The sequence below is a fragment of the Massilia timonae genome, from assembly GCF_001866515.1.
Lineage (GTDB): Bacteria > Pseudomonadota > Gammaproteobacteria > Burkholderiales > Burkholderiaceae_D > Telluria > Telluria timonae.
In genome coordinates this window covers 860,694-884,495 of sequence record NZ_JRYB01000001.1, presented here as the reverse complement: position 1 = coordinate 884,495, position 23,802 = coordinate 860,694, and the positions used below count along the sequence as shown (strand labels likewise).

Below are 23,802 nucleotides of genomic sequence, written 5' to 3'. Positions count from 1 at the left end.
TTTCATTCTTAATGATAACGGATTATCGTTATCGGCCTCATCTTCATCTGCCGCTCCATTTCTTTCGAGGAAACACCATGTCCCATTTCACTTGCAAGCGCACACCGCTGACCCTGGCGCTGATGCTGGCCTTCGGCGCGCCCCTGGCCGTCCAGGCCCAGACGACCAGCCGCACGGCGTCGGATCCGGACAGCGTGCCGACCGTGGTCGTTTCCGCCAGCGCCCTGGGCGTGGTGGACGACGACATGATCACCCCGGTGACCTCGCTCGGTGGCGGTGAACTGGTGCGCGCCCGCGAGTCGACCCTGGGCGAGACCCTGGCCCACCAGCCCGGCATCACCTCGAGCCACTTCGGCGCCGGCGCCAGCCGTCCGGTGATCCGCGGCATGGACGGTCCGCGCGTGAAGATCCTGTCCGACGGCGCCGAGATCCAGGACGCCTCGACCATCAGCCCCGACCACGCCGTCGCTTTCGAACCGGTCCTGGCCGAGCGCATCGAAGTGCTGCGCGGCCCGTCGGCCCTGGCCTATGGCGGCGGCGCGGTGGGCGGCGTGGTGAACATCCTCGACCGCAAGATTCCGACCGCGATGCCCGAGAAGGGCCTGGAAGGCAGTGCCGAAGTGCGCGCCAATTCGGCGGCGCGCGAAAAGACCGGCGCCTTCGAATTCACGACCGCCGCCGGCAGCAACCTGGCCCTGCACCTGGAAGGCGTCAAGCGCGACGCCGACGATTACCGCGTCGGCAAGGACTGGAGCGAAGGCCGCCACGTCCTGGGCAGCTACAAGGAGACCGAGACCGGCACCGTCGGCCTGTCGTGGATCGGCAAGAACGGCTATCTCGGCGCCGCCTTCACCAAGGAACGCACCGAATACGGCATCCCGGGCCACAACCATGAGTTCGAGGGCTGCCACCCGCATGGCTCGCACCTTCACTGCGGCGGCCACGAAGAAGAAGAGGGCCACGACCATGACGAACACGGCGAGGAAGGCCACGACCACGAGCATGAGCACGAGCACGGCGTGCCGGTCGTGAAACTCGACAGCGAGCGCTGGGACGTCCGCGGCGAGTACCGCAACCCGGTGGCCGGCATCGAGCGCGTGCGCATGCGCGCCTCGTTGACCGACTACGTCCACGACGAGCTGGAAGAGAACGTCGTCTCGACCTCGTTCCGCAACAAGGGCCACGACGTCCGCCTGGAGGCGGTGCACGCGCCGCTGGCCGGCTGGCGCGGCGTGTTCGGCCTGCAGACGACGCGTCGCGACTTCTCGGCCGTCGGCGAGGAAGCCTATGTGCCGCCGACCCTCACCAAGAAGCACGCCGCCTTCCTGACCGAGGAATACAAGCTCGATAACTGGCGCTTCGAGGCCGGCCTGCGCCACGAATGGCAGGACATCGAGGTCGATGCGCCCGATCTGCGCGACACCGACGCGCGCGGCACCTCGGCCTCGGTCGGCGCCGTGTGGAAGCTGGCGCCGCAATACTCGCTGCGCGCCTCGCTGTCGCGCAGTCACCGCCTGCCGACCGCCGAAGAACTGTATGCCGACGGCGTGCACCTGGCCACCGCCACCTATGAAATCGGCAACCAGGATCTGGAAAAGGAAACCTCGAACAACGTCGACCTCACCCTGCGCAAGTTCGAAGGCGACACCACCTTCTCGGTGAGCGCCTTCCACAACCGCGTCGACAACTACATCTACGCGCACACGCTGGACAACCACGAAGGCTTCCAACTGGTGGAATACGCCCAGCGCGACGCCACCTTCACCGGCCTGGAAGGCGAGATCCGCCAGAAGCTGACTCCATCGATCAGCGCGACCGTGTTCGGCGACTACGTGCGCGCCCGTTTCGACGAGGGCGAGGGCAGCCGCAACCTGCCGCGCATCCCGGCCTCGCGCCTCGGCGTCAAGTTCGACGGCGACTGGAATCAGTGGCATGGCATGGTCGAGTTCTACCGCGTGGGCAAGCAGGACAAGCTGGCCGAGTACGAGACCGAGACCGCCGGCTACAATATGCTCAACGTCGGCGCCCACTACGCGACCCGCATTGGCGGCGTGCCGACCCAGTTTTATGCGCGCCTGAACAACCTGACCGACGAACTGGCCTACAGCCACACCTCGTTCATCAAGAACGCGGCGCCACTCACCGGGCGTAACCTGACGGCGGGCATTCGCGTCATCTTCTGACGCATCGCGTCAAGACATACCGGCCGGCGCAGGGCGAGGTTCGCCCTGCGCCGGTTTTTTTTGCCGCGCGCAATTGCTGCGCTGCGTTGAATCCTTAACGATAATGAGTTATCATTAGATTTCGCTTATGGTGCATCACTGCCACCATGGCGCATTTCGACGACCAAGGATTCCCATGACTGACTTCACCGGCAAGCGCACGCCGCTCGCACTGGCTTGCGTACTGGCCCTTGGCGGCCCGCTGGCCGCCACTGCCCACGCGCAATCGACCGCCGTCCCGGCGACCGTCGTCGTATCCGCCAGCGGACTCGGCGTGGCCAGCGACGACATGGTCACGCCGGTGACGTCGATCGGCGGCAATGAGCTGGTGCGCACCCGCCAGTCGACCCTGGGCGAAACCTTGTCGAGCATGCCGGGCATTACCTCGAGCCACTTCGGCGCCGGCGCCAGCCGTCCGATCATTCGCGGCATGGACGGCCCGCGCGTGAAGATCCTGTCCGACGGTTCCGAAATCCAGGATGCGTCCACCATCAGCCCCGACCACGCCGTCGCTTTTGAACCTGTCCTGGCCGAGCGCATCGAAGTGCTGCGCGGTCCGTCGGCCCTGGCCTATGGCGGCGGCGCCGTGGGCGGCGTAGTGAACATCATCGACCGCAAGGTGCCGACCGCGATGCCGGCGAACGGCCTGGAAGGCAGCCTTGAGGTGCGCGCCAATTCGGCGGCGCGCGAAAAGACCGGCGCGGTCGAACTCACCACGGCGGCGGGCAGCAACGTCGCCCTGCACGTGGAAGGCGTCAAGCGCGATGCCGACGACTACCGCGTCGGCAAGGACTGGGAAGGCGGGCGCCGCGTCCCGGGCAGCTACAAGGAAACCGAGACCGGCACCGTCGGCCTGTCCTGGGTCGGCAAGGATGGCTACCTGGGCGCCGCCTTCACCAAGGAGCGCGGCGAATATGGCCTGCCGGGCCACGGCTTCGAGAACGAGGCGGGCGAGATCGAGGCGCCGGTGGTGGACCTCGATAGCGAACGCTGGGACGTGCGCGGCGAGTACCGCAATCCGGTCGCAGGCGTCGAGCGCGTGCGGCTGCGCGCCTCGTTCACCGACTACATCCACGACGAGGTCGAGGGCAGCGCGGTCGCCACCACCTTCAAGAACAAGGGCCACGACGGCCGCCTGGAATTCGTGCATGCGCCGGTCAAGGGCTGGCACGGCGTGTTCGGCCTGCAGACCACGCGCCGCGATTTCTCGGCCATCGGCGCCGAGGCCTATGTGCCGCCGACCCTGACGAAGAAGCATGCGGCCTTCCTGACCGAGGAATACAAGCTGGGCAATGTGCGTTTCGAGGCCGCCGTGCGCCACGAATGGCAGGACGTCGAAGCCGAGGTGGACAAGCCCGACAGCCACACGCGCGGCACCTCGCTGTCGGTCGGCGCGGTCTGGAAATTCGCGCCGGAGTACTCGCTGGGCACCTCGCTGTCGCACACGCACCGCCTGCCGACCGCCGAGGAATTGTTCGCGGACGGGCCGCACCTGGCGACCAACACCTACGAGATCGGCAACCCGAACCTGGTCAAGGAAACGTCGAACAACCTCGACCTGACCCTGCGCAAGTTCGCCGGCCGCACGACCTTTTCGCTCAGTGCTTTCCACAACCGCATCGGCGACTACATCTATTCGCAGACGCGCGGCGAGTTCGAAGGCCTGCAACTGATCAACTACGCCCAGCGTGACGCCACCTTCACCGGCCTGGAAGGCGAAGTCGCGCACAACCTGTCGTCGGTGTGGAAGACCACCCTGTTCGGCGACTACGTGCGCGCCCGCTTCGACGAAGGCCCGGGCAGCCGCGACATCCCGCGCACCCCGGCGCACCGCATCGGCGTCAAGCTCGAAGGCGACTGGGGCGCCTGGAACGGCCTGGCCGAGCTGGTCCGCGTGGGCAAGCAGGACAGGATCGCCGATTTCGAGACCGAGACGCCCGGCTACACCACGCTCAATCTCAGCACGCACTACTCGACCCGCATCGGCAACCTGCCGGCGCAGCTGTACCTGCGCCTGAACAATGTGACCGATCGCCTGGCCTACAGCCACACCTCGTTCATCAAGGACTATGCACCGCTGACCGGTCGTAACCTGACGGCCGGCCTGCGCGTGCTGTTCTGACCGGACCCAATCCACCGGCGCCGCGGACGCTTCTGGCGGCGCCGGGTCTAAAGAAAGGAACAAGGGTTCATGAAATCCCTGATCAAATACGGCGATGTCGCCGGCATGGCGGCATCGATCCTGTGCCTGCTGCACTGCATGGCGATGCCGCTCGTGATCCTGGCGTTTCCGATGCTCGGGCTGGCCCACGTGCATGACACCTTCCACGACACGCTGATCGCGGCGATCACCTTGCCGGTCTTGCTGGCGCTGGTGCCCGGCTATCTGAAGCACCGCGACAAGACCACCTTGCTGGTCGGCTGCGCCGGCCTGGCGATCTTTTTGGGCGCCGTGTTCGTCGTCAGCCCGCTGTTCGGCGAAACCGCCGAAGCGGTATTCGCCGTCATCAGCGGCTTCATGCTGCTGTATGCGCACCTGCGCAACCGCCGTCATTGCAAGCGTTGCGGCGCCCGCGCACAGGACGCCGCCCATCCGGCGCCGGCATCCTGCCATCCTCACTAACTTTTATAAACCTGTGCGCTGCGGCCCTGCCAGCGTGCGCAGCTGGAAGCGGTAACGCTCGCCAAACAGGAAGGTCTCGGAAAACGTCATCAGGTCGGCATGCGCCGGCCCGAGGCCATCGGGTGGCGGCAGCGGACCGCTGCGGCGCAGCGAGGCCAGCGCGACCTCGGAGGCGCCCTGGTCGCGCGAGCGCTGCACCTGGACCTCAAGGAGCTGGCCGGCGCGGTCGACCGTGATGTTCAGCACCACCACCGCCGGCAGCATGGGCGGCAATTCTCCCTTGAACACTCTTTCTGGATTGCGCTGCATGACGTGGCGCGCGACGTCGGCTTTATAGGCGTCGAGCGTGCGCGTTGGCGGAGGAGTGGGGATGGGCGTCTGAGGAATGGTTACTGCCTGGGCCTGTGGCGCAGGCGCCGGCGTTCGGGTCGACGTGCCACATGCGGCCAGGGCCGCGAGTACGACCAGTGCAAGAAAAAGGGGGATGCGAAAGACGATGCTGCGATGAGAGTTCTTCATGGTGGATGCAGGACAGTCGCAGGTCGCGCCGGTATTGGCGTACCTGTTCGACCCATCCGTGCATCCGGAGTTCCTCTACCATTCACTAGGCAAACAGGCGCTGCAGTTCCTGGCCAGGGTTTTCGGCACGCATGAAGGCTTCGCCGACCAGGAAGGCGTGGACGTCGGCTTCGCGCATGCGCTGCACGTCGCCGGCGCCCAGGATGCCCGATTCGGTCACCACCAGGCGGTCCTTCGGGATGCGCGGCAGCAGGCCGAGCGTGGTGTCGAGGGTGACGTCGAAGGTGCGCAGGTTGCGATTATTGATGCCCAGCAGCGGCGTCCTGAGCTTGAGCGCGGCATCGAGCTCCTCGCCGTCGTGCACTTCGACCAGCACGTCCATGCCGAGGTCCATGGCGCAGGCTTCGAGTTCGGCCATCAGGCCGTGGTCGAGCGCCGCCACGATCAACAGGATCGCATCGGCGCCCATCGCGCGCGCTTCATAGACCTGGTAGTGGTCGACCATGAAATCCTTGCGCAGCACCGGCAGCGCGCAGGCGGCGCGCGCCTGCTTCAGGTACTCAAACGAGCCCTGGAAGAACTGGACGTCGGTCAGCACCGACAGGCAGGCCGCGCCATGTTCGGCATAGCTTTGCGCGATCGCGGCCGGCTGGAAGTCGGGACGCAGCACGCCTTTCGACGGCGAGGCTTTCTTGACTTCGGCGATCACGCCGGCCTGGCCCGCCGCGATCTTCGCGCGCAGGCTGGCTTCGAAACCGCGGATGGCGGCGCGCGCTTCGCGATCGCCTTCGGCCTCGCTGCGCAGGCTGGCCAGGTCGCGCACCTTGCGCGCGGCGGCCACTTCGTCAGCCTTCACGGCCAGGATCTTGTTGAGGATGTCGGACATCGATGTACTCGCAGGTGGATTTAGTTGACCGCGCCGAGCTGGCGCGTGACCTGGACGAACTGCTCCAGCTTGGCGATGGCCGCGCCGGAAGCGATCGCTTCGCGCGCCTTCTGCAGGCCGGCTTCGATCGAGCCGGTCACGCCGGCCGCGTACAGCGCGGTGCCGGCATTCAGGGCCACGATGTCGTGCGCCGGACCCGGCTCGCCGCGCAGCGCTTCCAGCACGCGCGCCTTCGATTCCTCGGCATTGTTCACCTTGAGGTTGCGGCTCGAGATCATCGAGAGGCCGAAGTCTTCCGGGTGGATCTCGTATTCGCGGATCTCGCCGTTCACCAGTTCGCCGACCAGGGTGCCGGCGCCGAGCGAGACCTCGTCCATATTGTCGCGGCCCCAGACCACCACCGCATGCTCGGCGCCGAGGCGCTGCAGCACGCGCACCTGAATGCCCACCAGGTCGGGATGGAACACGCCCATCAGGATGTTGGGCGCGCCGGCCGGATTGGTCAGCGGCCCGAGGATGTTGAAGATGCTGCGCACGCCCAGCTCGCGCCGCACCGGCGCCACGTGCTTCATGGCCGCATGGTGGTTGGGGGCGAACATGAAGCCGATGCCGGTCTGGGCGATCGACTGGGCGATCTGCTCGGGCTTCAGGTCGATGTGGGCGCCGAAGGCCTCGATCACGTCGGCGCTGCCGGACGAGGACGAGACGCTGCGCCCGCCATGCTTGGCCACGCGCGCGCCGGCGGCGGCGGCCACGAACATCGAGGCGCTCGAGATATTGAAGGTGTTGGCGCCGTCGCCGCCGGTGCCGACGATGTCGAGCAGGTGGGTGGTGTCGGCCATCGGCACCTTGGTCGAGAACTCGCGCATCACCTGGGCGGCGGCGGTGATTTCGCCGATGGTTTCCTTCTTGACCCGCAGGCCCATGGTCAAGGCCGCGACCATGGTCGGCGACATCTCGCCGGCCATGATCTGGCGGAACAGATGCAGCATCTCGTCGTGGAAGATCTCGCGGTGTTCGATACAGCGCAGCAGCGCTTCTTGTGGGGTGATCGGCATGATGGTTCCAGTTTGGTGTTAGCCAGCAGATGAGCCGTCGTTCCCGCGCAGGCGGGAACCTAAGGAGAGGGCTGCAGAGCGAACTTGGGTTCCCGCCTTCGCGGGAATGACGTGCATCAGCGCGTCAGGAAGTTCTTGAACAGGGCGTGACCGTGCTCGGACAGGATCGATTCGGGGTGGAACTGCACGCCCTCGATGTCGTAGTCCTTGTGGCGCACGCCCATGATCTCGCCGTCGTCGGTCCATGCCGTCACTTCGAGGCAGGACGGCAGCGAGGAACGTTCGATCGCCAGCGAGTGGTAGCGGATGACGGTAAAGGGGCTGGGCAGGTCGGTGAACACGCCTTCGCCGATGTGGGCGATGCTCGAGGTCTTGCCGTGCATGACCTGCTTGGCGCGGATCACCTTGCCGCCGAAGGCTTCGCCGATCGCCTGGTGGCCCAGGCACACGCCCAGGATCGGCAGCTTGCCCTTGAATTCGCGCAGGATGTCGAGCGAGATGCCGGCATCCTTCGGCGCCTTCGGGCCCGGCGAGATGCAGATGCGGTCCGGCTTCATCGCCGCGATCTGCTCGAGCGTGATCTCGTCGTTGCGCACGGTGCGGACAGTCTCGCCCAGCTCGCCGAAGTACTGCACGATGTTGAAGGTGAACGAGTCGTAGTTGTCGATCATTAGCAGCATGTCAGAACTCCCCATCCAGGCCATCTTGCACTTGCTCGGCGGCGCGCAGCACGGCGCGCGCCTTCTTTTCGGTCTCTTGCCATTCCATCTCGGGGATCGAATCGGCCACGATGCCGGCCGCGGCCTGCACGTACAGGTTGCCGTCCTTGATCACGCCGGTGCGGATCGCAATCGCCACGTCCATCTCGCCGCCGAAGCTCAGGTAACCGCAAGCGCCGCCGTAGATGCCGCGCTTCACGGGTTCTAGCTCATCGATCACTTCCATCGCCCGCACCTTCGGCGCGCCGGTGAGCGTGCCGGCCGGGAAGGTGGCGCGCAGCACGTCGAGGTTCGACATGCCGTCTTTCAGCTTGCCTTCGACGTTGGATACGATGTGCTGCACGTGCGAGTATTTTTCGATGACCATGCGGTCGGTGACCTTGACGCTGCCGGTGTCGGCGATGCGGCCGATGTCGTTGCGCGCCAGGTCGATCAGCATCACGTGCTCGGCGACTTCCTTCGGATCGTTCAGCAGCTCTTCGGCCAGCGCCGCATCCTGCTCGGGCGTCGCGCCGCGGCCCCGGGTGCCGGCGATCGGGCGCAGGGTGACCTTGCGGCCGCCTTCCGGCGACAGCTCGTTGCGCACCAGGATCTCGGGCGAGGCGCCGACGATCTGCATGTCGCCGAAGTTGTAGTAGTACATGTACGGCGACGGATTCAGCGAGCGCAGCGAGCGGTACAGCGACAGCGGCGAATCGACATACGGCTTGCGGATGCGCTGGCCGATCTGCACCTGCATCAGGTCGCCGGCCATCACGTATTCGTGGGCTTTCGCGACGGCCTTGAGGTAATCCTCTTTGCTGAAGTCGCGCACTTCGGTGGTCCGCACCGAGCTCGAGGTGACCGGCGCGTCGACGCTCCGGCGCAGCATCATGCGCAGGTCTTTCAGGCGCTGGCGGCCGCGCGAGTAACTCTCTGGCTGGCTCGGGTCGGCGTACACGATCAGGTACAGCTTGCCCGACAGGTTGTCGATCACGGCCAGCTCTTCGGTGACCATCAGCTGGATGTCCGGCAGGCCCAGTTCGTCGCGCGGGCAGGTGTCGGCCAGCTTGCGCTCGATGTGGCGCACCGTGTCGTAGCCGAAGTAGCCGGCCAGGCCGCCGCAGAAGCGCGGCAGGCCGGGACGCAGCGCCACCTTGAAGCGCGCCTGATACTGCTCGATGAAGTCGAGCGGATTGCCCTCGTGCGTTTCGATTACTTCGCCGTTCTTGACGATCTCGGTGAGATTGCCGGTGGTGCGCAGCAGCGTGTGGGCCGGCAGGCCGATGAAGGAATAGCGGCCGAAGCGCTCGCCGCCCACCACCGACTCCAGCAGGAAGGTGTTCTTGCCGGTGTGCTGCGACTGGGCCAGCTTGAGGTAGAGCGTGAGCGGGGTTTCGAGGTCGGCGAAGGCTTCCGCGATCAATGGAATGCGGTTATAGCCCTGGTTGGCCAGCGATTTGAATTCGAGTTCGGTCATGTTTTCTCCGGACCGCCCGGCAAGGTGGGGCGGTGGTGTGCTTCAAAAAACCTGCCGGGTTGGTATCGCGGACACTATCGCGGATACAAGCGCCGGCAGCAATCGGTACGGCTTAGTTAGCCCAGGATTGCCAGCGTCGCCACAGCCAGGCCTCGAGGGCGCCGGTCTGGTTGACAGTGTGTTTTTTGGTGAAAAACATGTATAGATGACTTAGTTTGCAGTGCGGTTGTGTGCGGCGATCAGGGCCGCTGCTTCGAGAAGCGAATCAACTATACCATCGGATTGAATTTCTTGTACAGGGCGTCCGTGGTTATAACCATATGGGACGGTCAGCACGAAGCACCCCGCGCCACGGGCGCTTTCGGCATCGTTGGACGAGTCGCCGATCGCCACCACCTGGCCCGGCGGCAGGTCGAGCGCGGCGCAGGCGCCAAGCATCGGCATCGGGTCGGGTTTCTTCTTCGCGAACGAATCGCCGCCGAACACCTGCTCGAAGTAGGGCGCCAGGCCTTTCTGCTCGAGCAGGGGCAGGGTAAAAGCGACGGGCTTGTTGGTCACGCACACCAGGCGCAGGCCGAGGTCGCGCATGGCCTGCAGGCCCTCGAGCACGCCGTCGAACAGCGTGCTGCGGTCGCCGTTGATGGCCAGGTAGTGACGCTGGTAGCCGGCGATCGCTTCTTCGTACACCGCTTCCACGCGCGCCGCGTCCCAGTCGAGCAGGAGCGCATCGCGCACCAGCTTTTCGGAACCCTTGCCGACCAGCGGCTTGATGACGGCCTGGGTGATGGGGCCCAGGCCCAGGTCTAGGCGCATGCCGTTCAGGGCCGCCTCGAAGTCGGGCACCGTGTCGAGCATGGTGCCGTCGAGGTCGACGATGGCGGCCCGGATGCTTGCTGCGCCGGCGCGCATTATTTACCTACCGTGGCAAGCTCGGCGCGCATGGCGTCGATCACGGCCTTGTAGTCCGGCTTGCCGAAGATGGCCGAGCCGGCGACGAAGGTGTCGGCGCCGGCGGCGGCGGCGGCGGCGATGTTCTCGGCCTTGATGCCGCCATCGACTTCCAGCATGATGTCGCGGCCCGATTCATCGATCATGCGGCGCGCGATCGCGATCTTCTTCAGCGCTTCGGGGATGAAGGACTGGCCGCCGAAGCCCGGGTTGACCGACATGATCAGGATCATGTCGATCTTGTCCATCACGTGTTCAAGGTAGTGCATCGGCGTGGCCGGGTTGAACACCAGGCCGGCCTTGCAGCCGTGGTCGCGGATCAGCTGCAGGGTGCGGTCGATGTGCTCCGACGCCTCGGGGTGGAAGGTGATGATGTTGGCGCCGGCCTTGGCGAAATCGGGGATGATGCGGTCCACCGGCTTGACCATCAGGTGCACGTCGATCGGCACATCCACGTGGGGGCGGATCGCCTGGCACACCAGCGGGCCGATGGTCAGGTTCGGGACGTAGTGGTTGTCCATCACGTCGAAGTGGATGATGTCGGCGCCGGCGGCGACGACATTGCGCACTTCCTCGCCCAGGCGGGCGAAATCGGCGGACAGGATGCTGGGAGCGATGCGGTAGGTGGTCATGGGACGATGGGGCGGGTTTGAACAAGAAGCCGCTATTCTACGCCGCTCAAGCGCCGGGGTGGCGGCTTGCGGCCCGTTCTTCCCTCCCGCAGCGCCGGGATCGGGCCGCAGGCGGTATCATTGTTGCTGTTTGCGCCACACGGCGCACCGGCCGCCGCGCGACGCGCAGCGGCCTTGTTAATGATCATCCAAGGAAACCCGATGCCCGCCTACGATTTCACTGTCACCGTCAGAACGCAATACCTGCCGGAGCAGTCCGACCCTGACCGGAACCAGTTCGTGTTCAGCTACGCCATCACGATCAAGAACACCGGCAGCATCGCGGCCCAGCTCATCTCACGCCATTGGGTGATCCTTGACGCCAACAACCAGATGCAGGAAGTCCGTGGGCTGGGCGTGGTCGGCCACCAGCCGCTGTTGCAGCCGGGCGAACAGTTCGAGTACACCAGCGGCACCCAGCTCGGCACCGCCCAGGGTTCGATGCGCGGCGAATACTTCTGCGTGGCCGAGGATGGCCACCGCTTCGAGACCCCGATCCCCGAATTCGTGCTGTCGCCGCCTCGCTCGCTGCACTGATCAGGGCCGGGTGTCGCTGTTGTCGTCGTCTTTGCGGTCGACGTCCTTGCGGCCGGCGAACATGGTCCACCAGACGATAAATACGAGCAGGAACAGCGCCACGCCGGCTTCCACCATCAGGATCCACATATTCGTCTCCATGCCTGTTATGTATACGACACGCCGCAGTGTACCTTCCCTGATCGCCTTCGTCTGCCTGCTGAGCGCCTGCTCGACCACGCCGCAGCCGGAGCAGCCGCCCATCACGATGCCGCCGCCGGTGGGACCGGTGGTGGTGCCGCCAACGCCGCCCACCGAACAGCCGGCGCCCGCGCCCGAGCCGCCTCCGGCGCCGGCGCCGCCTTTCACTCCGGTGAGTTTCGAGGCGCTGCCTGGCTGGCAGCAGGACGACGTGCGCCAGGCCTGGCCGGCCTTCCAGCAGTCGTGCAGCGTGCTGGCCACGCGCGCGGCCGAGTGGAAGACGCCATGCGCCGCGGCGCGCTCGGTCGACGCCGGCGATACGGCGGCGGTGCGCCGCTTCTTCGAGACGTATTTCGTGCCCAACCAGGTGCGCAATCCGGACGGCAGCGACACCGGCATGATCACCGGCTACTATGAGGCGATGCTGTACGGCTCGCGCAAGCGCGGCGGCGCTTACCAGACTCCGCTCTACCGGGTGCCGGACGACCTGGTCACGGTCGACCTGGGCGGCATTTATCCCGACCTGCAGAACCGGCGCCTGCGTGGGCGGCTGTCCGGCAAGACGCTGGTGCCCTATTACAGCCGCGCCGAGATCGACCGCGCGCCGCTGAAGGGCAGGGAACTGTTGTGGGTGAACGATCCGGTGGAGGCGTTCTTCCTCGAGGTGCAGGGTTCGGGCCGCGTGCAGCTCGATGGCGGCGACACGGTGCGCGTCGGCTATGCCGACCAGAATGGCCATCCATATAAAGCGATCGGGCGCTGGTTCGTGGAGCAGGGCATCATGACGCCGGATCAGGTATCGGCGCAGTCGATCCGCGCCTGGCTGGCGGCCAATCCGGCGCGCCGCCAGGAAGTGCTGAACGTGAACGCCAGTTATATCTTCTTTACCGAGCAGAAGGTGACCGATCCGAACGCCGGCCCGCGCGGCGCGCTGAACGTGCCGCTCACGCCGGGCCGCTCGCTCGCGATCGACCGCAGCATCCTGCCGCTGGGGGCTCCGGTCTGGCTGTCGACCACCATGCCCAGGGACGGCGCGCCACTGCAGCGCCTGGTGATGGGGCAGGACGTGGGCGGCGCCATCCGCGGCGCGGTGCGGGCCGATTTCTTCTTTGGCTTCGGGCCTGAAGCGACGGAGAATGCGGGGCTGATGAAGCAGCAGGGTTCGTTGTGGGTGCTGCTGCCCAGGGGCGTGGCATCGGACGCTGCCCGCTAAGGCCGCGTCGGCCAGCCAATCCGCAGCGTATCTTTCGTGACTCGACAACCCGCTCGACTTGACGCGTACGTAAAGCGCTAGAATCGCAGAGTCGTGATTAACCAATAAAGGGTGTGATATGGAATATGCTGACCTGTTGATCGAAAACCACGGCAAGGTTGCCGTGGTGCGCCTGAATCGTCCCAAGGCGATGAATGCGCTGAACGACAATATGATGAACGAGCTGGGCGACGCCCTGCGCAAGTTCGACAAGGATCCGGCGATCAATGTGATCGTGCTGACGGGCAGCGAGAAGGCGTTCGCGGCAGGCGCCGATATCGCCGCCATGGCCAATTACGATTACCAGGAAACCTACGGCAATAACTATATTGGCCGCAACTGGGAGCACATCCTCGACATCCGCAAGCCGGTGATCGGCGTGGTGTCGGGTTATTGCCTGGGTGGCGGCTGCGAGCTGGCGATGATGTGCGATTTCCTGATTGCCGCCGACAGCGCCAAATTCGGCCAGCCCGAGATCAAGGTCGGCGTCACCCCGGGCGCGGGCGGCACCCAGCGCCTGCCGCGCGCGATTTCCAAGTCGAAGGCGATGGACATGCTGCTCACCACGCGCATGATCGACGCCGTCGAGGCCGAGCGCACCGGCCTGGTGTCGCGGGTGTATCCGGCGGCCGAGGTGATGAGTGAGGCGATCAAGATCGCCCAGGGCATCGCCGAGATGCCGGTGTCGGTGGCGATGCAGATCAAGGATTGCGTCAACCAGGCGTATGAGACGACCCTGCGCCAGGGCGTGGCCTACGAGCGCCGCTATTTCCACGCCGGTTTCGGCACGCCTGCCCAGAAAGAAGGCATGTCGGCCTTCCTCGAGAAACGCAAGCCGGATTTCGAGGGACTGTAATCGATGGGCGCGCGCAGGGTGTGGCTGGTGGTACCGGCGGCGCTGCTGGCGCTGTCCCTGGCGCTGACGAGCTGTTCCTCGCTGCCGCCGCTGGAGGGCCGGGTGGCGAGCACGGCTATCGCCGACACCGACGACACCCGTCTCGGCAAGGCGTTGATGCCCCTGACGATGGCCCATCCCGGCCTGGCCGGCATCCACGCCCTTTCGGACGGGCGCGACGCCTTCGCCGCGCGCGCCGTGCTGGCGCAGGCTGCCGACCGCAGCCTGGATGTCCAGTACTATATCTGGCGTAATGACACTACCGGCAGGCTCATGTTCGACGCGCTCAGGGCTGCGGCCGAGCGCGGGGTGCGTGTGCGACTCCTGCTCGACGATAACAATACGGCCGGGCTGGATGCATCGCTGGCCGCGCTCGACGCCCATCCGATGATCGAGGTGCGGCTGTTCAACCCGAACGGCATCCGCGCCGTGCGGGCGGTCGGCATGGCCGCCGATTTCATGCGCCTGAACCGGCGCATGCACAATAAATCGTTCACCGCCGATAACCAGGTCACGATTATTGGCGGTCGTAACGTGGGCGACGAATATTTTGGCGCGGCGGGCGAAATCTCGTTCGCCGACCTCGACGTCATTGCCGCCGGTCCGGTCGTGCGCGCGGTGTCGGACGATTTCGACCTGTATTGGAACAGCCCCTCGGCTTATCCGTTGGTGCTGCTGGCGCCGGACGCCGCCGCCGCACCAGCCTTGAAACCGGACGCCGAGGCGCAGGCCTATATCGAAGCCATCAAGCGCTCCGCCTTCCTCGAGCAGCTGGTGGAGGGGAGCTTGCCGCTGGAGTGGGCGCGCGCCAGGTTCGTCAGCGACGATCCGGCCAAGGTCATGGGGACGGCGGCGCCGGAAGCGAACATCGCTTTCAAACTGAGAGATATCCTGGGAGAGCCGCAGCGCAGCCTGGATCTTGTCTCGCCGTACTTCGTTCCCGGCAAGGAGGGAACCGCGGCCTTCGTCGATCTGGCCAAAAAAGGCACCCGCACCAGGATACTGACCAATTCACTGGAGGCGACCGACGTCGCGGCGGTGCACGCGGGCTATGCCAAGTGGCGCAAACCGTTGCTGGAGTCAGGGGTGACACTGTATGAACTGCGCAGGGAGGCGACCGACGAGCCCACCCGGGACAAGCGCGGCAGCGGCAGTGGGATCGGCAGTTCGGATGCCAGCCTGCATGCCAAGACCTTCGGCGTGGACGGGAAGCGGGTCTTCGTCGGGTCGTTCAACTTCGACCAGCGTTCCATTCACCTGAATACCGAAATGGGTATGGTGATCGACAGCCCGGCGCTGGCCAGGCGCCTGACCGAGACGCTGGACCGGACCTTGCCGACGCGCGCCTATGAAGTGAAGCTCGACGATCGTGGTTCGGTGATCTGGCTGGAACGGCGTGGCGACCAGGTGATCCGGCATGAGAAGGAGCCCGGCACGAGCTGGTTCAAGCGGGCCGCCGTGAAGGCGCTGTCGTGGTTGCCGATCGACTGGCTGTTGTAGGCGCCACACTTTCTTTCCCGCCCTCTTGCGGACCCGGCGGTTGGTTTGCTATAGTTCGCCTCCGCTTCGGCACTGACCGAAAAACGCAAGCCAAATCAAACGGTTAGCGCGATGAAGTCAACAGTGAAAACTGCGACGAAGCGAAACGAAGGGGTTGACGAGGTTTTAGGAATACAGCATAATCTCTCTCCTCTGCTGCTGACGAACAAAACGATTCGAAGCAAACAGCAGATGAAGCAGTACCGAATTCTGATCTTTAAAAATTAACAGTCGATAAGTGTGGGCGTTTGATGAAGGTGCCAGCTGACTTGTTCAGCTGCATACTTAAAATATCAAATGTTCGCACAAAGTATTAAGCGTTGTCTCAGCAATGAGATGACGGTCAGTATTTTGAGTGAGCGACCTCGCTAGCAATAGCGAGTGACTCGAAAGAGTCAACAAACAGAGATTGAACTGAAGAGTTTGATCCTGGCTCAGATTGAACGCTGGCGGCATGCTTTACACATGCAAGTCGAACGGTAACAGGGAGCTTGCTCCGCTGACGAGTGGCGAACGGGTGAGTAATATATCGGAACGTACCCAAGAGTGGGGGATAACGTAGCGAAAGTTACGCTAATACCGCATACGATCTAAGGATGAAAGCAGGGGACCTTCGGGCCTTGTGCTCCTGGAGCGGCCGATATCTGATTAGCTAGTTGGTGAGGTAAAGGCTCACCAAGGCGACGATCAGTAGCTGGTCTGAGAGGACGACCAGCCACACTGGAACTGAGACACGGTCCAGACTCCTACGGGAGGCAGCAGTGGGGAATTTTGGACAATGGGCGCAAGCCTGATCCAGCAATGCCGCGTGAGTGAAGAAGGCCTTCGGGTTGTAAAGCTCTTTTGTCAGGGAAGAAACGGCTGTGGCTAATATCCACGGCTAATGACGGTACCTGAAGAATAAGCACCGGCTAACTACGTGCCAGCAGCCGCGGTAATACGTAGGGTGCAAGCGTTAATCGGAATTACTGGGCGTAAAGCGTGCGCAGGCGGTTTTGTAAGTCTGTCGTGAAATCCCCGGGCTCAACCTGGGAATTGCGATGGAGACTGCAAGGCTAGAATCTGGCAGAGGGGGGTAGAATTCCACGTGTAGCAGTGAAATGCGTAGAGATGTGGAGGAACACCGATGGCGAAGGCAGCCCCCTGGGTCAAGATTGACGCTCATGCACGAAAGCGTGGGGAGCAAACAGGATTAGATACCCTGGTAGTCCACGCCCTAAACGATGTCTACTAGTTGTCGGGTTTTAATTAACTTGGTAACGCAGCTAACGCGTGAAGTAGACCGCCTGGGGAGTACGGTCGCAAGATTAAAACTCAAAGGAATTGACGGGGACCCGCACAAGCGGTGGATGATGTGGATTAATTCGATGCAACGCGAAAAACCTTACCTACCCTTGACATGTCAGGAAGACCGGAGAGATCTGGTTGTGCCCGAAAGGGAACCTGAACACAGGTGCTGCATGGCTGTCGTCAGCTCGTGTCGTGAGATGTTGGGTTAAGTCCCGCAACGAGCGCAACCCTTGTCATTAGTTGCTACGCAAGAGCACTCTAATGAGACTGCCGGTGACAAACCGGAGGAAGGTGGGGATGACGTCAAGTCCTCATGGCCCTTATGGGTAGGGCTTCACACGTCATACAATGGTACATACAGAGGGCCGCCAACCCGCGAGGGGGAGCTAATCCCAGAAAGTGTATCGTAGTCCGGATCGTAGTCTGCAACTCGACTACGTGAAGTTGGAATCGCTAGTAATCGCGGATCAGCATGCCGCGGTGAATACGTTCCCGGGTCTTGTACACACCGCCCGTCACACCATGGGAGCGGGTTTTACCAGAAGTAGGTAGCTTAACCGCAAGGAGGGCGCTTACCACGGTAGGATTCGTGACTGGGGTGAAGTCGTAACAAGGTAGCCGTATCGGAAGGTGCGGCTGGATCACCTCCTTTCTAGAGTAGCACCGGGAGCTAACGCTCCATCATCAAGCGTCCACGCTTATCGACTGTTGAACAAGTAAAGAACAGTTTTATCGGGGCTGTAGCTCAGCTGGTTAGAGCACCGTGTTGATAACGCGGGGGTCGTTGGTTCGAGTCCAACCAGCCCTACCAAGTTTCAGCATGACCTCAAATGGGGGATTAGCTCAGCTGGGAGAGCACCTGCTTTGCAAGCAGGGGGTCGTCGGTTCGATCCCGTCATCCTCCACCAAAAGTTCAAACGTAAGCCACAAGCGGTTTAGGTTTGGTCTTTTCGAGATCACTGTTTTTTCGTTCTTTAACAATCTGGAAGAAGTAAAGTTTTTTTAAGCGTGAGATCAGGTCAGCAATGATTTGATAGCACACTTAGGGTAGTAGTAATTTGTATCAAGCAAACATAGTTGTACTCTTGATCTATGACGATCTCTGTAACTCATGCAGAGGCCAACGTTATAGGGACAAGTGAATAAGTGCACATGGTGGATGCCTTGGCGATTACAGGCGATGAAGGACGTAGTAGCTTGCGATAAGCTGCGGGGAGCTAGCAAACGAGCTTTGATCCGCAGATTTCCGAATGGGGAAACCCGGCCTTTTAGGTCATTGCATGCTGAATACATAGGCATGCAAAGCGAACGCGGCGAACTGAAACATCTAAGTAGCTGCAGGAAAAGAAATCAACCGAGATTCCCAAAGTAGTGGCGAGCGAAATGGGATGAGCCTGTATGTGATAGTCGATTGAATAGTGGAAGTCTCTGGAAAGTGACGCCATAGTGGGTGATAGCCCCGTACACGAAATTCAAACGGTGGTACTAAGCATACGACAAGTAGGGCGGGACACGAGAAATCCTGTCTGAACATGGGGGGACCATCCTCCAAGGCTAAATACTCGTAATCGACCGATAGTGAACCAGTACCGTGAGGGAAAGGCGAAAAGAACCCCGGGAGGGGAGTGAAATAGATCCTGAAACCGTGTGCATACAAACAGTCGGAGCCTCTTCGTGGGGTGACGGCGTACCTTTTGTATAATGGGTCAGCGACTTACATTCAGTGGCGAGGTTAACCGGATAGGGGAGCCGTAGAGAAATCGAGTCCGAACAGGGCGACAGTCGCTGGGTGTAGACCCGAAACCAAGTGATCTACCCATGGCCAGGATGAAGGTGCGGTAACACGCCCTGGAGGTCCGAACCCACTAATGTTGAAAAATTAGGGGATGAGCTGTGGGTAGGGGTGAAAGGCTAAACAAACTTGGAAATAGCTGGTTCTCTCCGAAAACTATTTAGGTAGTGCCTCAAGTATCACCACCGGGGGTAGAGCACTGTTATGGCTAGGGGGTCATTGCGACTTACCAAACCATTGCAAACTCCGAATACCGGTGAGTGCGAGCTTGGGAGACAGACATCGGGTGCTAACGTCCGGTGTCAAGAGGGAAACAACCCAGACCGCCAGCTAAGGTCCCAAAGATTGGCTAAGTGGAAAACGAAGTGGGAAGGCTAAAACAGTCAGGATGTTGGCTTAGAAGCAGCCACCATTTAAAGAAAGCGTAATAGCTCACTGATCGAGTCGTCCTGCGCGGAAGATGTAACGGGGCTAAGCCAGTCACCGAAGCTGCGGATATCCGTAAGGATATGGTAGGAGAGCGTTCTGTAAGCCTGCGAAGGTGTCTTGTAAAGGATGCTGGAGGTATCAGAAGTGCGAATGCTGACATGAGTAGCGATAATGCGGGTGAAAAGCCCGCACGCCGTAAGCCCAAGGTTTCCTGTTCAACGTTCATCGGAGCAGGGTGAGTCGGCCCCTAAGGCGAGGCAGAGATGCGTAGCTGATGGGAAGCAGGTTAATATTCCTGCACCGTCGTATGATGCGATGGGGGGACGGATCGCGGAAGGTTGTCTGACTGTTGGAATAGTCAGTTTTTGACTCATAGAAGGTGCTTAGGCAAATCCGGGCACGTAATTCAAGGGGGCGAGACGAGCGCTCATGTAGCGCGAAGCAATCGGAAGTGGTTCCAAGAAAAGCCTCTAAGCTTCAGTCATACGAGACCGTACCGCAAACCGACACAGGTGGGCGAGATGAGTATTCTAAGGCGCTTGAGAGAACTCGGGAGAAGGAACTCGGCAAATTGGTACCGTAACTTCGGGATAAGGTACGCCCTAGTAATTTGACCACTTTACTGTGGAAGGATGAACGGGTTGCAATAAAATGGTGGCTGCGACTGTTTAATAAAAACACAGCACTCTGCAAACACGAAAGTGGACGTATAGGGTGTGACGCCTGCCCGGTGCTGGAAGATTAAATGATGGGGTGCAAGCTCTTGATTGAAGTCCCAGTAAACGGCGGCCGTAACTATAACGGTCCTAAGGTAGCGAAATTCCTTGTCGGGTAAGTTCCGACCTGCACGAATGGCGTAACGATGGCCACACTGTCTCCTCCCGAGACTCAGCGAAGTTGAAATGTTTGTGATGATGCAATCTACCCGCGGCTAGACGGAAAGACCCCATGAACCTTTACTGTAGCTTTGCATTGGACTTTGAATCAATCTGTGTAGGATAGGTGGGAGGCTTTGAAGCGGGGACGCCAGTTCTCGTGGAGCCATCCTTGAAATACCACCCTGGTTCATTTGAGGTTCTAACCTTGGTCCGTTATCCGGATCGGGGACAGTGCATGGTAGGCAGTTTGACTGGGGCGGTCTCCTCCTAAAGTGTAACGGAGGAGTTCGAAGGTACGCTAGGTACGGTCGGACATCGTGCTAATAGTGCAATGGCATAAGCGTGCTTAACTGCGAGACCGACAAGTCGAGCAGGTACGAAAGTAGGACATAGTGATCCGGTGGTTCTGTATGGAAGGGCCATCGCTCAACGGATAAAAGGTACTCTGGGGATAACAGGCTGATTCCTCCCAAGAGTTCATATCGACGGGGGAGTTTGGCACCTCGATGTCGGCTCATCACATCCTGGGGCTGTAGCCGGTCCCAAGGGTATGGCTGTTCGCCATTTAAAGTGGTACGTGAGCTGGGTTTAAAACGTCGTGAGACAGTTTGGTCCCTATCTGCCGTGGGCGTTGGAAATTTGAAGGGGGCTGCTCCTAGTACGAGAGGACCGGAGTGGACGAACCTCTGGTGTACCGGTTGTCACGCCAGTGGCATTGCCGGGTAGCTAAGTTCGGAAGAGATAACCGCTGAAAGCATCTAAGCGGGAAACTTGCCTTGAGATGAGATTTCCCGGAGCCTTGAGCTCCTTGAAGGGTCGTTCGAGACCAGGACGTTGATAGGCTGGGTGTGGAAGTGCAGTAATGCATTAAGCTAACCAGTACTAATTGCCCGTACGGCTTGTCCCTATAACCTTGGTAGTCCAAGGTCGAGTACAGCTGCTCGATACAAAGCTACAACCCAACAATACTTCTTCCAGATTCATGGCCACGTTGAACAAAGCGTAGGGTGGGCGGCTGTGCCGCCCACGCGTAACTCAGCGTAGCCAGACAAGTCAAAGCCTGATGACCATAGCAAGTCGGTCCCACCCCTTCCCATCCCGAACAGGACCGTGAAACGACTTTGCGCCGATGATAGTGCTGCAACCAGTGTGAAAGTAGGTTATCGTCAGGCTAGTTATATAGAAAAAGCCCGCCCAGTTGAACTGAGCGGGCTTTTTTGCTTTGTGCATTCCATGTACCGCTTGTTGTTCAAGCACCAAATCGCTTTGACATAAAGCACATTGCGTACAAATAACTTTGCTTTCTGTCCAGAATCAATCGTGCGCGGCAGATAGTTTTCTATAATTCCTCGTTACCCAATTATTTGTTCTTGTTGGCATATCAAGCCGACAGGGACGTCGTTTGCCTCATCACTTTTAAAAAGAATATTATGCGATCACTTTCTGCACTCAGCACGCGGGCCAAGCTGGGCCTCGGGTTTGGCCTGGTCGGGATCCTGATCATCGTCCTGGCCATCTTTGCGTGGCGTGAATTAGGCAATGTCGGTCAGGAGCTTACCGCGCAAAACACAGTGCGCACTAACCAGCTCGAGCGCCTCTACGAGTTGCGCGAATCGCTCGCCCAGACCGGTCTTGCCGCGCGCAATGCCTACATTTTCCCGGACGCCACCGACGCCACGCGTGAACTCGACCTCCTGGACGAACAGAAAGCCCGTTATCTCGCCGAGCTGCAAGCCCTGGAGCCACTGTTCGTGGGGAATGCCGACTTCGCGAAGATGCGCGATGGACTGTTGCAGATGGCGCAAGAGCTGAACCGCCCACGCCGTTACCGCGATGCCGGGCAGATGGCCGAGTACGGTGCCTTCCTCGTCAATGAATGCAGTCCATTGCGCCGTCAAAACGTCCTCGATATCGATCGGGTCATCACCACCGTTCAGGAACATGTCGAAGCCGGTACGGCCCATGCGCAGGAGTCGATCGCTTCCGCCAAGACCACGATCATCGTGGTCACGCTTGCCGCGGTCGCACTGAGCCTGGTGATCGGCAGCGCGATCACGGCACACCTGCTGCGCCAGCTGGGCGGCGAGCCGGTCGAAGTCAATCGCATCGCGTCGGCCATTGCCGCGGGCGACCTCACCGTCGACGTCGCCGTGCGCCCCAACGACGAGGCCAGCGTCATGCATGCCATCCGTGAAATGCAGGTCAGTTTGCAAAACATCGTTGCCCAGGTTCGCGGCGGCACCGACATGATCGCGACCGCTTCCAGTGAGATCAGCGCCGGTAACGACGATCTGTCGATGCGCACCGAGGAACAGGCGAATTCGCTGGGTCGCACCGCGGACTCGATGAAAGAGCTGACCGCTGTCGTCGAACAGAACACCGCCTATGCCCGTCACGCCAACACGCTCGCCGCATCGGCCAGCGTAGTCGCAGCCAAGGGCGGCACCGTCGTCTCCGCCGTGGTCAATACCATGCAGGATATCAATGCCTCGGCCCGCAAGATATCGGACATCACCAGCGTGATCGACGCCATCGCCTTCCAGACCAATATCCTGGCGTTGAATGCTGCGGTCGAAGCGGCGCGTGCCGGCGAGCAGGGACGGGGCTTCGCCGTGGTCGCGAGCGAAGTGCGCAACTTGGCGCACCGCTCGGCCACTGCCGCCAAGGAGATCTCGGCATTGATCGGTGAATCGGTCGCCAAGGTCGATGCGGGTTCGAAGCTGGTGGAGCAGGCTGGCACGACGATGGACGACATCGTGATCAGCGTGAAGGAAGTCAGCGGCATCATCGCTGAAATTACGACCGCGAGCGAAGCCCAGCATGCCGGTATCCAGCAAGTGAACCATGCGGTGGGTCAAATGGACGAGGCAACCCAGCAGAACGCTGCGCTGGTCGAGCAAGCCGCAGCTTCCGCCGCGGCACTCAAGGAACAGGCAGCGATGCTGTTGCGCACGGTGCGCGTATTCCGCATTGGCGCCGAGGGCAGCCCGCTGCGGATCGCGGGCTGACTTTCTTACCTATCAGGCGCCGCTCAGTCGGCGCTGTCGTTCAGGCTCTTGCGCAGGTTTACCAACTGGTCGCGCAAAGTCGACGCCTCATCGACCGAACACTGGGTCGCACACAATACCGCCGGCATCACGCTGGCGGCTTCTTTCCTCAACACGTTGCCCTCTGCGGTCAGGCTGATAATCACCTGGCGTTCATCGCTGCGCGCGCGGTTACGCTGCACCAGTCCCTGGGCTTCCATACGCTTGAGCAAGGGTGTCAAGGTCGCGGAATCCAGGAACAGGCGCTCGCCGATGTCGGACACGGTCAGCTGATCTTGTTCCCACAACACCATCATCACGAGATACTGCGGGTAGGTGAGCCCGAGCTTGGGCAGCAAGCCGCGGTAGACCCGCATCATCGCCAGGGAGGTCGAGTACAAGGCGAAGCACAGCTGCTCGTCGAGCATGGGCGTCGCAGTGGAGGTGGAAGTGTTCGCATTCATGTTTCCAATATAGGTCGCACACTAGATAATTGCAAGCGATGATCCGCAAGATCCGAGATGCCAGCACCTCTATATTGTAATGAGTGCGAGCACGTACTTTTTTTGCATCTCTAGGCGAGAGGGCCACAATCATGAGTCCGCTCTATTGCCAGAAGCAGGCGCGGGTGCTGGAGGCGCCTCGTCGTTGCAGGGCGCCGAGCAGCTGCGCAGTGTGGTGACATTGCCATGAGTGCTCACTGCAGAACAATATTATTGCTGAGCACTTGCGCGACTGGGTAGGGCTTTGCTATAGTTCGCCTCCGCTTCGGCACTGACCGAAAATGTTAACGTAATCAAATGGTTACGGTGACCAGGTCAGCAGAGAAATCTGAGGCGAAGCGAAATGAGGGGTTGACGAAAAACGAAAAACACTTCA

The 23,802-nt window shown here is 61.5% G+C and carries 17 protein-coding genes, 2 tRNA genes and 3 rRNA genes; 13 read left to right on the top strand and 9 right to left on the bottom strand.

Annotation, left to right across the window (positions count from 1 at the left end):
* Positions 1–77: 77 nt before the first annotated feature.
* The 3 genes from LO55_RS03935 to LO55_RS03925 all read left to right on the top strand — a co-directional run bounded on the left by LO55_RS03935 (position 78) and on the right by LO55_RS03925 (position 4,845).
* Positions 78–2,183: a TonB-dependent receptor domain-containing protein gene (locus LO55_RS03935; protein WP_071360508.1), complete on the top strand. Its 2,106-nt coding sequence runs from the start codon at positions 78–80 to the stop codon at positions 2,181–2,183.
* Positions 2,184–2,358: 175 nt separating this feature from the next.
* A complete protein-coding gene (locus LO55_RS03930; RefSeq protein ID WP_071360507.1) occupies positions 2,359–4,344 on the top strand; it encodes a TonB-dependent receptor in 1,986 nt (661 codons plus the stop codon).
* 69 nt (positions 4,345–4,413) lie between these two features.
* On the top strand, positions 4,414–4,845 hold the full coding sequence (locus LO55_RS03925; RefSeq protein ID WP_071360506.1) for a MerC domain-containing protein: 432 nt from the start codon (positions 4,414–4,416) through the stop codon (positions 4,843–4,845).
* A 3-nt stretch (positions 4,846–4,848) separates the two neighbouring features.
* On the opposite strand, the gene LO55_RS26175 is transcribed toward LO55_RS03925, so the two are convergent.
* From LO55_RS26175 to rpe, 7 genes are all read right to left on the bottom strand, one after another.
* Entirely contained in the window at positions 4,849–5,364 is a 516-nt protein-coding gene (locus tag LO55_RS26175) for a TonB C-terminal domain-containing protein (protein ID WP_071360505.1), read from the bottom strand.
* Positions 5,365–5,449: 85 nt separating this feature from the next.
* The gene (gene trpC, locus LO55_RS03915) at positions 5,450–6,250 is read right to left on the bottom strand and encodes an indole-3-glycerol phosphate synthase TrpC (RefSeq protein WP_071360504.1); all 801 of its coding nucleotides are present in this window, start codon (positions 6,248–6,250) and stop codon (positions 5,450–5,452) included.
* Between the two features lie 20 nt (positions 6,251–6,270).
* Positions 6,271–7,308 carry an anthranilate phosphoribosyltransferase gene (gene trpD / locus LO55_RS03910; protein WP_071360503.1) on the bottom strand — a complete coding sequence of 346 codons (1,038 nt, stop codon included), beginning with the start codon at positions 7,306–7,308 and terminating at the stop codon, positions 6,271–6,273.
* Between the two features lie 116 nt (positions 7,309–7,424).
* The gene (locus LO55_RS03905) at positions 7,425–7,988 is read right to left on the bottom strand and encodes an anthranilate synthase component II (protein WP_005671471.1); all 564 of its coding nucleotides are present in this window, start codon (positions 7,986–7,988) and stop codon (positions 7,425–7,427) included.
* Between the two features lies 1 nt (position 7,989).
* On the bottom strand, positions 7,990–9,486 hold the full coding sequence (trpE, locus tag LO55_RS03900) for an anthranilate synthase component I (RefSeq protein ID WP_005671470.1): 1,497 nt from the start codon (positions 9,484–9,486) through the stop codon (positions 7,990–7,992).
* A 210-nt stretch (positions 9,487–9,696) separates the two neighbouring features.
* Positions 9,697–10,395 carry a phosphoglycolate phosphatase gene (gene gph, locus LO55_RS03895; RefSeq protein WP_071360502.1) on the bottom strand — a complete coding sequence of 233 codons (699 nt, stop codon included), beginning with the start codon at positions 10,393–10,395 and terminating at the stop codon, positions 9,697–9,699.
* On the bottom strand, positions 10,395–11,066 hold the full coding sequence (gene rpe / locus LO55_RS03890; protein ID WP_005671468.1) for a ribulose-phosphate 3-epimerase: 672 nt from the start codon (positions 11,064–11,066) through the stop codon (positions 10,395–10,397). The genes gph and rpe overlap by 1 nt, the downstream gene beginning before the upstream one ends.
* Before the next feature lie 201 nt (positions 11,067–11,267).
* Here rpe and apaG point away from each other — a divergent pair, with 201 nt between their 5' ends.
* Positions 11,268–11,642, top strand: a complete 375-nt coding sequence (gene apaG / locus LO55_RS03885; RefSeq protein WP_005671467.1) for a Co2+/Mg2+ efflux facilitator ApaG/CorD — start codon at positions 11,268–11,270, stop codon at positions 11,640–11,642.
* Here the strand turns inward: apaG and LO55_RS27155 are convergent, their stop codons facing one another.
* Positions 11,643–11,771: a hypothetical protein gene (locus tag LO55_RS27155; protein ID WP_005671466.1), complete on the bottom strand. Its 129-nt coding sequence runs from the start codon at positions 11,769–11,771 to the stop codon at positions 11,643–11,645.
* 19 nt (positions 11,772–11,790) lie between these two features.
* On the opposite strand from LO55_RS27155, the gene mltA reads away from it, so the two are divergent.
* The 9 genes from mltA (at position 11,791) to LO55_RS03840 (ending at position 22,905) form a co-directional block, all read left to right on the top strand.
* Entirely contained in the window at positions 11,791–13,035 is a 1,245-nt protein-coding gene (gene mltA / locus LO55_RS03880) for a murein transglycosylase A (RefSeq protein WP_071360501.1), read from the top strand.
* A 118-nt stretch (positions 13,036–13,153) separates the two neighbouring features.
* Positions 13,154–13,930 carry an enoyl-CoA hydratase gene (locus LO55_RS03875; RefSeq protein WP_005671463.1) on the top strand — a complete coding sequence of 259 codons (777 nt, stop codon included), beginning with the start codon at positions 13,154–13,156 and terminating at the stop codon, positions 13,928–13,930.
* A gap of 3 nt (positions 13,931–13,933) precedes the next feature.
* Positions 13,934–15,469 carry a phospholipase D family protein gene (locus LO55_RS03870; RefSeq protein ID WP_083415147.1) on the top strand — a complete coding sequence of 512 codons (1,536 nt, stop codon included), beginning with the start codon at positions 13,934–13,936 and terminating at the stop codon, positions 15,467–15,469.
* Positions 15,470–15,919: 450 nt separating this feature from the next.
* Positions 15,920–17,450, top strand: a 16S ribosomal RNA gene (locus tag LO55_RS03865).
* A gap of 82 nt (positions 17,451–17,532) precedes the next feature.
* Positions 17,533–17,609, top strand: a tRNA-Ile gene (locus tag LO55_RS03860).
* A gap of 21 nt (positions 17,610–17,630) precedes the next feature.
* Positions 17,631–17,706: transfer RNA gene (locus tag LO55_RS03855), tRNA-Ala, on the top strand.
* Positions 17,707–17,930: 224 nt separating this feature from the next.
* Positions 17,931–20,804 (top strand): 23S ribosomal RNA (locus LO55_RS03850).
* Between the two features lie 152 nt (positions 20,805–20,956).
* Positions 20,957–21,069: ribosomal RNA gene (gene rrf, locus LO55_RS03845) — 5S ribosomal RNA — on the top strand.
* Together the 16S, 23S and 5S rRNA genes with 2 tRNA genes alongside form the textbook arrangement of a ribosomal RNA operon.
* A gap of 258 nt (positions 21,070–21,327) precedes the next feature.
* Positions 21,328–22,905, top strand: a complete 1,578-nt coding sequence (locus LO55_RS03840; RefSeq protein WP_071360500.1) for a methyl-accepting chemotaxis protein — start codon at positions 21,328–21,330, stop codon at positions 22,903–22,905.
* Positions 22,906–22,928: 23 nt separating this feature from the next.
* On the opposite strand, the gene LO55_RS03835 is transcribed toward LO55_RS03840, so the two are convergent.
* On the bottom strand, positions 22,929–23,387 hold the full coding sequence (locus LO55_RS03835) for a MarR family winged helix-turn-helix transcriptional regulator (RefSeq protein ID WP_071360499.1): 459 nt from the start codon (positions 23,385–23,387) through the stop codon (positions 22,929–22,931).
* Positions 23,388–23,802: the final 415 nt, after the last annotated feature.